Here is an 11716-nt window from a genome sequence, read left to right on the forward strand (position 1 = left end):
CGCCGGCTGCTGACAATAGGCAAAAATAACAGTGACATGGCAAACGCAACGGCGCATCCTGACTAAAAGACGGACAACGTGGAAATCCAACCGAAAGCCAAGCGGAGCGGCACCGTTTCGCCATGAATAAACCAAGAAAAAAACACGTAATGTGAAGCAGGGACACAACCGAAAAGCAACCCTTTCGGAAAGCGAGGAAAGCATGACGGGATTTCGGAATTTCGTTGTCGGCTGCGCCCTGGCCGCCGCCTCCCTGATGACCCCGGGCGCGCCCGCCCAGGCCATGCCGCTACCGGCACACGACCTTCAGATCAAGACGCAAGGCGACGTCCAGAACGTTCAATACTACCCGTACAGGCGATACGGAGGCGTTATGTATCCCAATGGTTGGGGTGGCGGTTGGCGTGGTGGCTGGGGACCAGGCTACTACGGCGGCGGCTGGGGACCGTCCTATCGGCGAGGATGGGGCGGCCCGTATTCTGGTTCGGGCTTCAGCCTCTATTTCGGGCAGAGCTATGGCGGCTACTACAACAACTACCCCCGCTACTACAATAACTACCCCCGCTACTACGACGACTACTATCCACGTCGTTACTACCGGGAGCGCTACTACTATCGCGACAACTATGTTCGCCGCGGCACCAGCGCGCATGTGAGCTGGTGCCTGTCGCGCTACCGCTCCTACAATCCGGCAACCAACCGGTTCCTCACCTACCGGGGCGTCTATCGCGCCTGCTACTCGCCCTATCGATAGGTCACGCCCAAGCGGCGCAGCTCCAGCGTTGCGCCGCTTTCCCAACTCCAATTTCTTGGAAAGATCGGTTAAGCGGCAATTAACCTCGTCACCTTACCGTTTCATCACGCTCGCAACCTTTTGCCGGAATGAAACGATGCTGCTCCCGACCCAGCAATCCAACGCCACCGCGACGACCAATCTGGTCGGCTCGATCCTGAAGGATATCGAAAGGCGCCAGGCGGAAGAGGACGAAAAGGCCAAAGGCACCAAGGACGACAAGATCCTGAAGGCCCAGGTGAAGTCGGACGACGCCCAGAAGGCGGCGAACACCAAGATCAACGATCACTTCTTCAATCAAGCCGGAAACGATGCCAACAGCAACCGGATGGTGCTGATCCGGGAAGTCGGCGCGTTCTTCGACTTGAAGCGAGAGGATTTCAAATCGGATTTCGCCTTCGGCAGCGAACTGGAAAAGATCGTCGAGGGCCTGACGCCTGCCGCCATCAAAGACATCGAGAAAAAGCTGGGACTGGCGAATCTGAATGTTTCGCTGAACGAACTGGTCGAAGCGATCAAGAATCCCGATGGCAGCCAGGGCAAGAAGCTGGACGAGGCGCTCGAGGCCAAGGGTGCTGCAACCACCGGTCAGGGCACTGGCGCGACGAAGGCGGTACAACGCCTTGCCGATGCGGCGGAGACGAAATCGTTGGACGAACGGCAACTCGATCGCCTGACCGGTGACCCGACCCGTTTTGCCGACACGGACACTGTCGTCGAGCAGCAGAAGGAGTTGCAAGCGCTCCTGGTCAAGGACGAGCTGGAAGACTCCAAGCGACCGTTGCCACTCGAGATCGACGAGATCGGGCTCTACAGCCTTGCCAGCCAGACATTTATCGCCGCCTGATCATTTTCGACGGACGATGCCCAACCGGGCCATGACCTGGCTGGGTATGCCATAGCGCCGAACCGCGTCGCGGCTGTCGCGCAGGCCGCAGATTTCTCGCTGAATAAAAAACGCCCAGACGGCATCGGCTGCATCGTCGAGCAGGGTCTCGCGTTGTTCTGGGGTGGTTTCATTCCGGTCGAGCACCTGCAACGCCGCGATCGCCTTTTCGACCTTGAGGCCGTGCCGCCCGAGCGCGTCGGCGCGCTCCGAAAGCAGTTCGTATTCGAGGGCGCTAAGGGCACCCGAGGCGGAATAGGAGGTGCTGAAGGATTTTGGAGGGCGAACGGTCATCCGAAACTCCATGGCTCTAACACGGATAGGGCCACTCGTTGTCCACGGCGCTCAATCGAGGTGGCTGCCTGATCTTGCCGCCAGATCGATCCCGATGCAAAGGGGTCGTGTGGAAAACATGGCTCGCAGCGGAGCCCGCGACCAGGATGCTGCCAGCTCCGTGCGCCTGATCGCATGGTTAAGATTTCATAAACCTGTCTCGCCTAGCATCGAAGCATCATGCCGATTGCCGTATCCGCAGCCAAGCTGCGGCAGGTCTGGCCGGTTGGCCGAGACGCGCATGAGGCGCCAGCCCGAACCGAAGTGACAACCTGCCCGACTGACGGTCGAGGTGATCGGTGGAACCGCGTGGAATTCTGCGACCGGCTATCAACGGCCGCGCGTCAATTCGAGGGTCAAGCGAGAGGGAGACCAGAATGCTGACACCCATTCTCACGGTCAGAACCGCGAGCGGACTTGCCGAGGAGGCGACCACGCGGCCCCAGCAACCGGCAGCCCCCCTTACTGCCGCCCAGCGCGGCGAAGCGATACAGAAGATCCTTGATGCACTGACCCGGCATCTCGCCGGCCGCGAGATCCTGTCCAAGGATGCGCTCGTGCGGCTGATGGAGGACCTCGCCCGCATCCTCAAGTTTCCGCCGCTGCCACAGGAGGGCGGGCGCGACTTCGTGCGCCGGCTCGTCACCTTTCTCGAATCCATGCCGATGCCGGAACGCCTGGCGCTTGAGCGGCAACTGGGCGGCCGCAGCCTGGCGCTGCGGGTCGGTATCCTCGCAGACCTGCCGGCGATCCGAAATGGTGCGGCGCCACCCTCCATGGGCGCAGCATCGCCCAGCCTCAGCAATCCGCCCCTGCAACCGGCCATCCCGCTGCATCTGGCCGCCGCCAGGGCACCGGCTGCAAGCGAAGTCGCCTTGCTGCAAACCGTGCTGAAAAAAACCTTTGGCGTCGGCAACGAGAGTGACACCTCGAGCCGGGCATCGGATGAGGTGGACGCGGCGCTTCCTGCTGAAGACGAAGCACCAGTACGGCCTCAGACCTCTCCGGAGCGAGGAGAACCGAGAACGATGCCCGGCCGGCTACCCTCGCTTGATGGCCCCGAGATCGAAGCTCTGGCCGCCATCATCAACGGCGACACCGACCCCGAAGCCGTCGATCCGGAGGCTGCCACCGGCAAGGTCGCGGTCGAAGATGAAGATGATGGCTCATCGCACGCTGCCACCACGGCTGACGATGCCGATTTGGCCGCAAAGGCCAGGGACGCGGGAGCGCGCAGCGGCGCTACCCGAACGGATGCCGGCACCGAGGCGGGCCGCGCCGACGAAGCCCAGGAGCCGGACGGCACCTATCGTCCCCTGCCCGACGGCGAGCATCACCCGCAGAACGACAGGGCAACGACGCGCGGCAACGAGGACCGTACGGACCGCACGCTTTCGGACGCGCTGAAGACGATCGTGCGCGATACGCTCGGCCTGCCGGGAGATCCTGCAGGTACCGACAGGCCCGAAGTGATCGCATCCGAAATCGAAAGCGCCGAAGCCAACGCAGCAGCGCGCCAAACAGAGAGGGATAGCGCTGAGCCGAGCCGTGCAAACCCGCTCCGCCCCCGCGATACGACTGCAGGCGCCGAGCTTGCCGCTCTGAGCGTTGCGGAAGACCAGATGGAGCAACCGGGGCCGGCAGGTGCCGCTGCCGCCCAGCGGCCCCAGAAGCCGGTTGACGACCCGGCGATGCAGCAGGCAATCGCACGGTTGATCGAGAATGGCCTGCCGCGCGAAGCGATCCCGTTTGCGATGATCCCCTATCCGATCGCAGTCGAGGACGTGAAGAGCGAGACGGAAAAGAGCGAGCGAGAAGAAGGCGGAGGCGAAGGCGGCGAAGAGCCGAACGGCGACGGCGAAGCCGCACAGGACGATGGCGAAGCCGCACAGGGCGACCGCGAGGCAGCACAGGACGACGGTGAAGCCACGAAGGACGGCCAGCAGACTGAAGACGGCAGGGCTGAAACGGGCGACGACCAGAATGCCGAGCCCGACGTCTACGAGCTCTATCGCAAGCTCGGCGGTCTCGGCTGATCCCTCCGGAATGATCGCCGAAAGCATGTCGCGCAAAAGTGTGCAGCGGTCTTGCGATAACGACATGCGCAAAAACAAGAGCTGAAAGTGCCGTAAGCGAAATCCTGGAGATCGCGACGTGCTTTAGCTCGGAAGCGGTTTCGAGAGAACTATGCAGCAAGCCCAAGGACGCTGCAGCCGAGCGAAATGCTCACAAGCAAAAGCCCGCGGAGATCGCTCTCCGCGGGCCTTTTCATTTCAGGCGTCAGGCAACGATTACTCGTTGTTCTGGCGGCTCTTCAGAGCGGCGCCGAGAATGTCGCCGAGCGAAGCGCCCGAGTCGGACGAACCGAACTGAGCAACGGCTTCCTTCTCTTCCGCGATTTCCAGAGCCTTGATCGACAGCTGGATCTTGCGGTCCTTCTTGGAGAAGTTGGTGACGCGTGCGTCGACAACCTGGCCAACCGAGAAACGCTCCGGACGCTGTTCGTCGCGGTCACGCGACAGATCGGCGCGGCGGATGAACGCGGTGATGTCCTCGTGGTTGACGAGCTTCACTTCGATACCACCGTCGTTGACGGCGATGATCTCGGCCGAAACAACAGCGTTCTTGCGCAGTTCGCCCGAAGCAGCGGCATCGCCGACTGCATCCTTGCCGAGCTGCTTGATACCGAGCGAGATGCGCTCCTTGTCGACGTCGACGTCGAGAACAACGGCGCGAACGACGTCGCCCTTGTTGAACTCTTCGATGACCTGCTCGCCCGGACGGTTCCAGTCGAGGTCGGAAAGGTGCACCATGCCGTCAACGTCGCCATCGAGGCCGATGAACAGGCCGAATTCGGTCTTGTTCTTGACTTCGCCTTCAACTTCGGTGCCAGCCGGATGGCTATGCGCGAATGCCTGCCACGGGTTCTCGAGCGTCTGCTTGAGGCCGAGCGAGATGCGACGCTTGGTCGGATCGACTTCGAGAACGACAACGTCGACTTCCTGGCTCGTGGACAGGATCTTGCCGGGGTGTACGTTCTTCTTGGTCCAGGACATTTCGGAGATGTGGATCAGGCCTTCGATGCCCGGCTCCAGCTCGACGAACGCACCGTAGTCGGTGATGTTCGTGACGGTACCCGAGATCTTCTTGCCGACCGGATACTTCGCACCGATGCCATCCCACGGATCCGACTCGAGCTGCTTCATGCCGAGCGAGATGCGGTGGGTTTCCTGGTTGATGCGGATGATCTGAACCTTGACCTGCTGGCCGATGTTCAGGATCTCCGACGGATGGTTCACGCGACGCCATGCCATGTCGGTGACATGGAGCAGGCCGTCGATGCCGCCGAGGTCGACGAACGCACCGTAATCGGTGATGTTCTTGACGACGCCTTCGACAACCTGGCCTTCTTCAAGGTTCTGAACGATTTCAGAACGCTGTTCGGCACGGGATTCTTCGAGAACGGTACGACGCGAAACGACGATGTTGCCGCGACGCTTGTCCATCTTGAGGATTTCGAAGGGCTGCGGGTTGTGCATCAGCGGGGTCACGTCGCGGATCGGACGGATGTCGACCTGCGAACGCGGAAGGAAGGCTACAGCGCCGTCGAGATCGACGGTGAAGCCACCCTTGACCTGGTTGAAGATGATGCCTTCGACGCGTTCGCCGGCTTCGAACTTCACTTCCAGGCGCATCCAGCTTTCTTCGCGGCGAGCCTTTTCGCGCGAAAGAACAGCTTCGCCGAGCGCGTTTTCGATGCGCTCAACGTAGACTTCGACTTCGTCGCCGACCTTGAGCGAGCCGTCCTTGGCCTTCGCGCCGAATTCCTTCAGAGCGATGCGGCCTTCGACCTTCAGACCGACGTCGACAACGGCGACGTCCTTTTCGATGGCCGTGACGATGCCCTTGGCAACATAGCCTTCGGCAAGATCGGTCTTCGCGAAGGATTCTTCGAGAAGCGCTGCGAAATCATCACGGGTTGGGTTGGTAGCAGACATGGAATCTCCTGATGCATCTCAAATAGAGACGCACATGCGCCGGGGGCTGGTGTTGAACAGGCCTGAACCCAGTCCGTCCCATCAAAGGGACAATCCGGCGCGTGGACGGAATTTCAGGCTTATGCAAGAAGAGCGATCCTGACAGTGTCGCGAAAAGGCTCTTCTTCAGATCTTCTTGATCAGGGCCGCATCGATCAAAGACTTCGCGGCCTGAAACGCCGCCTCTATACTCATTTCAGACGTATCAAGCAAGTGCGCGTCATCGGCGGGGCGCAAAGGACTGTCGGCCCGCCCCATGTCGCGCTCGTCGCGCTTCTTCACATCGTCGAAAATCGCCGCGTAATCGGCGACGGCGCCGTTGCCGACGATCTCGTCAAAACGTCGTTTCGCCCGCACTTCCGGCGAGGCAGTGACGTAGAGCTTCACCGCCGCATCCGGGCAGACGACGGTGCCGATATCGCGGCCGTCGAGCACGGTGCCTGGCTCTTTGCGCGAAAAAGCCCGCTGCGCCTCGACCAGCGCGCGGCGCACGGCCGGCATGACGGCAATCTTCGATGCCGCCTCGCCGATCGCGTGTGCCGACAGAACCGAACGATCGAGGCCGGAAAGTTCGATATCGAGCGCCATGCGCTCGGCCACCGCCTCATCGTCGAGCGGCAGACCGGCATCGAGTAGCGCTTTTGCCGTTGCGCGATAGGTCAGCCCGGTATCGAGGTGGTGAAAGCCGTACTCTTCGGCGATCTGGCGCGAGAGCGTGCCCTTGCCTGCCGCTGCGGGTCCGTCGATGGCGATGGTGATCATTACGTGGTCCTGCAATCGATGTTGTTGCTGGCCTGTAGATCAAAATCACAGGCGAATCCATGCACCATCCGATGTGTGTCATCCTTTGCCAACAGGCCGCGCACGTATGACGATCGCCGATACATTCAACATAGCCAATAGCAAATTGCCGACGAAAGCCAATGAAGGGGCATGAGCGGGCCTAACTCGTTGAACCATAGCCGATGGACGTTACCGACGGGTCGCGCCGACCTTATGATTTTACAGGTGCATCATTCGATCGTCGCGCCCAGGCCCGTCATAAGCTCCACGAACTCAGGAAAACTGGTGGTGATTATCGTCGCGTCGTCGACGGCGACGGTATGTTCCGAGGCAAGGCCCATGACGAGGAAGCTCATGGCGATGCGGTGGTCGAGATGGGTGGCAACGGCGGCCCCGGCGGCATTGCCGAGGCCCTTGCCGCTGGGGCGACCATGCACGACGAGGGAGGCGGGCGCCTCCTCGCAATCGACACCGTTGAGCTTGAGCCCGGCGGCAACGGCGGAAAGCCGATCGGATTCCTTGACGCGCAGTTCCTCAAGGCCACTCATCACCGTCCGCCCCTCGGCAAATGCCGCCGCGACGGCAAGCACCGGGTATTCGTCGATCATCGAGGGGCCGCGCTCTTCCGGCACGGTAATGCCCTTCAGCTCGGAAGAACGGACGCGCAGATCGGCCACGTCCTCGCCGCCTTGGAACCGCGCATTCAGTACATCTATCTGAGCGCCCATCTCCTGCAGCGTCACGATAAGTCCGGTGCGGGTGGGGTTCATCAGTACATTGCGAATGGTGATGTCGGAACCCGGCACGAGAAGTGCTGCCACCAGCGGAAAGGCTGCCGAGGACGGATCGCCGGGGACATCGATGTCCTGGCCCGTCAGTCTGCCCTGCCCTTGGAGCCGAATGATGCGTTCGCCTCCAGCACCTGTCTCGACCGTCAAGTTCGCGCCGAAGGCCTGCAGCATTCTCTCGGTATGATCGCGGGTCATCACCGGCTCGATCACCGTGGTGATGCCAGGCGCGTTCAATCCGGCCAGCAGCACAGCGGATTTCACCTGGGCCGAGGCCATCGGCAAGCGATAGCTTACCGGGTTCGCCGTCTTCGGTCCGCTGAGCGTCACCGGCAGGCAGCCTCCTTCGGCCGCCGTCACCTGAACGCCCATATGGCGCAGCGGATCGAGAACGCGGCCCATCGGACGTTTGATCAGCGAGGCATCGCCGATAAAAGTGGTAGCAAAATCATAGACGCCGACGAGCCCCATGGTCAGGCGGCAGCCGGTACCGGCATTGCCGAAATCGAGCGGCGCATCGGGCGCGAGCAGCGCACCGTTGCCGACACCGTCGACGATCCAGGTCTCACCCTCCTTGCGCACCGTTGCGCCGAGGGCCTGCATCGCCCTTGCGGTGTGGACGACATCGTCGCCTTCGAGCAGGTCGGTAATGCGCGTCCGGCCGGCGGCAAGCCCGCCGAGCATCAGGGCGCGATGGGAAATCGACTTGTCGCCGGGGGCGCGCACCGTGCCGCGGAGAGCCTCGGATTTGCGCGCAATGGCAGGCCTTGCGATCAAGCCAGCGGACATATGAACCTTCCTCAAACCTGCGGCCGGCACCATCCATCGCCACAGGCGAAAGGGCAATAGTTGCGCAACCACCTTCCGTTGCGCTGCCTATCACAATGCGATTGCGCGATCATCCTCCCGACCGAAGAAAAAGCAGGCGGCGCAGGGCTTTCGAGTTTTATCTTTGACAGATGCGGCCAAGATGATTATGGGGACCGGCTAATCATCATAGGCTTGATATCCTTTCCACCCGCCGGCTTTCCGGCAAGCGCCGGCTCGGCCGGCCATTCAAGAGGCTTTGACTGTGGCAAAAGCGGAACTCGGAACAAAGCGCATTGACCCGGAAACGGGGCGCAAATTCTACGATCTGAACCGTGATCCGATCGTTTCCCCCTACACCGGCAAGTCCTACCCGCTGTCCTTCTTCGAAGAAACCTCAGTTGCCAAGGTGCTCGAGAAGGAAGAGGAAGAGGACGTCGCTGAAGTCGACACCGAGAACACGGAAGTCGAACTCGTATCGCTCGAGGAAGCTGACGACGAAGCAGCCGGCGGCGACGAGATTCCGGATCTGGGCGACGACGAAGTGGAGATCGACGGCGACGACGACGACGATACCTTCCTGCAGACCGACGACGAAGACGACGACGACGACATGAGCGACCTCATCGGCGTGTCCGACGACGACGACGACGTCTAAGCTCTTACAGCGCCGCGCGTCATATGACGCCGTAACGCTTTAAACATGCTGCATAATTTTATCCTTAGATCTGATCTGGCTTAAGGAATTGTGCGGAAGAACATTACGCGAATGCCTCCCGTCCCCTGCCAAATGGCGCGGACGGGAGTAAATCGGGCCGGGGCCAAATTATTTCCGCCGGCCTGACATTTTCGGCTTGCTATCCGCGAAAAGCAGAAGTAATAAGCCGCCACTCGCCGGGCACAACAGCCCGACAAGTTTCCCGGAACCGGCCTCGCCGGACCCGATATGGGGCTATAGCTCAGCTGGGAGAGCGCTTGCATGGCATGCAAGAGGTCAGCGGTTCGATCCCGCTTAGCTCCACCAAATTTCTCCTCGAATACAAACCTTTGAACTGACCGCCTTTCACCATGTTTGGGCCAAACGCCTGCGCATGTCGGCCGATATATTCCTTTCCGCTTTTTTTCTGCTACCAACGGGAAAATCGAACGGTTCGCTTGCGAATCCGGGTCGAATGCAAGTGCCGGGGGATCAGATGAGTTTTACCGAAACGACCAGAACGTCGTGGTTTGCGCGCCTTAAGAATGGTGTCATTGGCATCTTCGTCGGGCTGCTCCTGGTCTTCGGCATGATCTGGTTGCTTGCCTGGAACGAAGGTCGTTCGATCAAGACCTATCGGGCGCTGGTCGAGGGCGCCGGTGCCGTGGTCGACATAGACAGCGCCGCTGTCGAGGCTGGTAACGAGGGCAAGCTCGTCCACATCGCCGGTCGGATCGAGCCGGTCGGCACACCGGCCGACAGCCAGCTCGGGATCTCCGCGAAGGGGGCCGTGGGCCTACGCCGCTCGGTCGAGATGTACCAATGGGTCGAGGAAAAGAAGAGCGAGACGCGCAAGACGCTCGGCGGCGGCGAGGAAACGGTCACCACCTATTCCTACGCCAAGGAATGGCGGAGCGACCGCGCCGATTCGGCCGATTTCCGTGACGGCAACGGGCATCAGAACCCGGAAATGCCGATCTCGAGCGAGCGCTTCACTGTCGACCGCGCGATGCTCGGCGCGTTTTCCGTCAGCGGCAGGGCCGTTGCCGATCTTGGCAGCGACAGCCCTGTGCCGATGGCGGACGCCGATCTGCAGCGCCTCGCCGATGCGCTCGGCACCAATCGCCCGGTCAAGACCGACGGCCAGACGATCTTCGTCTCCGCCGATCGCCAGAACCCGGCCGTCGGCGATCTGCGCATCGGCTTTACCCGCGAAGACACGGAGACAGCGAGCTTCGTCGCAGCGCAGAAGGGTGGCAGCCTTGCCCCCTACCGCACAACGAACGGCCGTGACCTGTTCCTGAGCTCGGCCGGCATCGCCAGCGCCGCTGAAATGTTCGACGCCGCCCAGAGCGAGAACACCCTGATTACCTGGCTGGTTCGGGTGGGCGGGTTGATCGGCCTGTTCATCGGCTTCACGCTGATGCTGTCGCTCATTTCAATCATCGCCGACGTCATTCCGGTCCTCGGCTCGGTGGTCGCATTCGGCACCGGCATCATCGCCGCGATCCTGACACTGATCCTCGGGCCACTGGTCATCGCCGTCGCCTGGTTTGCCTATCGCCCGCTATTGTCGCTGGCGATCGTTGCCGTCGGCGCGCTCATTGCCTTTGGCATCGGCTATCTTCGCGCCGGCAAGGCGAAACCGCTTGCCGGTGGCGTGACGGCCTGACCAGCGGCGCCGGGCGTGAGACGCCCGGCCTACCCGCTTTGCGAAATATTAAGGGATAGCAGCGAAGAACAAGGGCCTGATGTTTCTGCTTTCCAAGATCTTCTGGCTCGTCGCGCAGCCTCTTTCCCTGGCGTTCTTCGCCGCCCTTGCCGGACTGCTGATGACGGCGGCCGGGCTCAGGCGCAGCGGCTCCGCCTTCGGCCTCATCGGCGCGCTGGTGCTGTTCGTCAGCCTGTTCACGACATCAGGATCCTATTTCCTGCAGATGCTCGAGGACCGCTTCCCGCGGCCGGCAGCGGCACCCGCTACCCTCTCCTGCGTCATCGTGCTCGGCGGCGCCCTCGAGAACGAGGTGATGGCGAGCCGCGGCGGCATCGAGTTCAACCAGGCCGCCGACCGCTTCATCGAGACGGCCATGCTGGCCAAGCGCTACCCGCAAACGCGCATCCTGGTGTCCGGCGGAGACGGTTCGTTCAGCGGCGCCTATGACGGCGACGCAAAGGCGTCGGAAGCCTTCTTTGCCGCCTTCGGCATCGGTCCCGAGCGACTGATCCGCGAGGAGCAGTCGAGGACGACATTCGAGAATGCCCGCAACACGCAGGCGCTGCTGGCGGCAAACGGGCTTTCCAACTGCGCGCTGGTAACCTCGGCCTTCCACATGCCGCGTTCGGTCGGGCTTTTCCGCAAGCTCGGGCTGGAGGTCACCCCCTGGCCGACGGACTACCGCACAAGCGGCACGGTCACGCTCGGCCTCGATTTCACCCAGCCCTCGCTCAATGCCCAATTGACGACGACGGCAATGCGCGAATGGATCGGGCTGGCCGCCTATTCCTTCGGCAGCCGCACGGACAGCCTGCTTCCCAGCGTTTCACCCCCGAACGCGTCACCCCGTTGACGCGGCGGACCCAGATGCTCCAGCT

At 61.8% G+C, this 11716-nt stretch carries 10 protein-coding genes and 1 tRNA gene; 7 read left to right on the forward strand and 4 right to left on the reverse strand.

Annotation, left to right across the window (positions count from 1 at the left end):
* The first annotated feature begins 202 nt into the window (after positions 1 to 202).
* Entirely contained in the window at positions 203 to 754 is a 552-nt protein-coding gene (locus ABIE33_RS21160; RefSeq protein ID WP_429129039.1) for a BA14K family protein, read from the forward strand.
* A 136-nt stretch (positions 755 to 890) separates the two neighbouring features.
* Entirely contained in the window at positions 891 to 1640 is a 750-nt protein-coding gene (locus tag ABIE33_RS21165) for a hypothetical protein (protein ID WP_429129040.1), read from the forward strand.
* On the opposite strand, the gene ABIE33_RS21170 is transcribed toward ABIE33_RS21165, so the two are convergent.
* Positions 1641 to 1973, reverse strand: coding sequence for a DUF6665 family protein (locus ABIE33_RS21170; protein ID WP_429129042.1), 333 nt, complete (start codon positions 1971 to 1973; stop codon positions 1641 to 1643).
* Between the two features lie 416 nt (positions 1974 to 2389).
* Here ABIE33_RS21170 and ABIE33_RS21175 point away from each other — a divergent pair, with 416 nt between their 5' ends.
* On the forward strand, positions 2390 to 4048 hold the full coding sequence (locus ABIE33_RS21175) for a hypothetical protein (RefSeq protein WP_429129044.1): 1659 nt from the start codon (positions 2390 to 2392) through the stop codon (positions 4046 to 4048).
* A gap of 255 nt (positions 4049 to 4303) precedes the next feature.
* Here the strand turns inward: ABIE33_RS21175 and rpsA are convergent, their stop codons facing one another.
* The 3 genes from rpsA to aroA form a co-directional block, all read right to left on the reverse strand.
* Entirely contained in the window at positions 4304 to 6010 is a 1707-nt protein-coding gene (gene rpsA / locus ABIE33_RS21180) for a 30S ribosomal protein S1 (RefSeq protein ID WP_429129047.1), read from the reverse strand.
* A gap of 165 nt (positions 6011 to 6175) precedes the next feature.
* Positions 6176 to 6811 carry a (d)CMP kinase gene (cmk, locus tag ABIE33_RS21185; RefSeq protein ID WP_429129049.1) on the reverse strand — a complete coding sequence of 212 codons (636 nt, stop codon included), beginning with the start codon at positions 6809 to 6811 and terminating at the stop codon, positions 6176 to 6178.
* Positions 6812 to 7062: 251 nt separating this feature from the next.
* Positions 7063 to 8409 carry a 3-phosphoshikimate 1-carboxyvinyltransferase gene (aroA, locus tag ABIE33_RS21190; RefSeq protein WP_429129052.1) on the reverse strand — a complete coding sequence of 449 codons (1347 nt, stop codon included), beginning with the start codon at positions 8407 to 8409 and terminating at the stop codon, positions 7063 to 7065.
* Between the two features lie 283 nt (positions 8410 to 8692).
* On the opposite strand from aroA, the gene ABIE33_RS21195 reads away from it, so the two are divergent.
* The 4 genes from ABIE33_RS21195 (at position 8693) to ABIE33_RS21210 (ending at position 11691) form a co-directional block, all read left to right on the forward strand.
* Complete coding sequence (locus ABIE33_RS21195) at positions 8693 to 9085, forward strand: TIGR02300 family protein (protein WP_053251913.1); 393 nt, start codon at positions 8693 to 8695, stop codon at positions 9083 to 9085.
* 290 nt (positions 9086 to 9375) lie between these two features.
* Positions 9376 to 9451: transfer RNA gene (locus ABIE33_RS21200), tRNA-Ala, on the forward strand.
* 169 nt (positions 9452 to 9620) lie between these two features.
* Positions 9621 to 10796, forward strand: coding sequence for a TMEM43 family protein (locus ABIE33_RS21205; RefSeq protein ID WP_429129054.1), 1176 nt, complete (start codon positions 9621 to 9623; stop codon positions 10794 to 10796).
* Positions 10797 to 10875: 79 nt separating this feature from the next.
* Positions 10876 to 11691: a YdcF family protein gene (locus ABIE33_RS21210; protein ID WP_429129057.1), complete on the forward strand. Its 816-nt coding sequence runs from the start codon at positions 10876 to 10878 to the stop codon at positions 11689 to 11691.
* Positions 11692 to 11716 lie beyond the last annotated feature (25 nt).

Source organism: Ensifer sp. 4252 (assembly GCF_050434565.1).
In the GTDB taxonomy this organism is placed as follows: domain Bacteria; phylum Pseudomonadota; class Alphaproteobacteria; order Rhizobiales; family Rhizobiaceae; genus Ensifer.

Coding starts and splice junctions, on each gene's coding strand:
- ABIE33_RS21160 (WP_429129039.1), top strand. CDS start 203: ATGACGGGATTTCGGAATTTCGTTGTCGGCTGCGCCCTGGCCGCCGCC.
- ABIE33_RS21165 (WP_429129040.1), top strand. CDS start 891: ATGCTGCTCCCGACCCAGCAATCCAACGCCACCGCGACGACCAATCTG.
- ABIE33_RS21170 (WP_429129042.1), bottom strand. CDS start 1,973: ATGACCGTTCGCCCTCCAAAATCCTTCAGCACCTCCTATTCCGCCTCG.
- ABIE33_RS21175 (WP_429129044.1), top strand. CDS start 2,390: ATGCTGACACCCATTCTCACGGTCAGAACCGCGAGCGGACTTGCCGAG.
- rpsA (WP_429129047.1), bottom strand. CDS start 6,010: ATGTCTGCTACCAACCCAACCCGTGATGATTTCGCAGCGCTTCTCGAA.
- cmk (WP_429129049.1), bottom strand. CDS start 6,811: ATGATCACCATCGCCATCGACGGACCCGCAGCGGCAGGCAAGGGCACG.
- aroA (WP_429129052.1), bottom strand. CDS start 8,409: ATGTCCGCTGGCTTGATCGCAAGGCCTGCCATTGCGCGCAAATCCGAG.
- ABIE33_RS21205 (WP_429129054.1), top strand. CDS start 9,621: ATGAGTTTTACCGAAACGACCAGAACGTCGTGGTTTGCGCGCCTTAAG.
- ABIE33_RS21210 (WP_429129057.1), top strand. CDS start 10,876: ATGTTTCTGCTTTCCAAGATCTTCTGGCTCGTCGCGCAGCCTCTTTCC.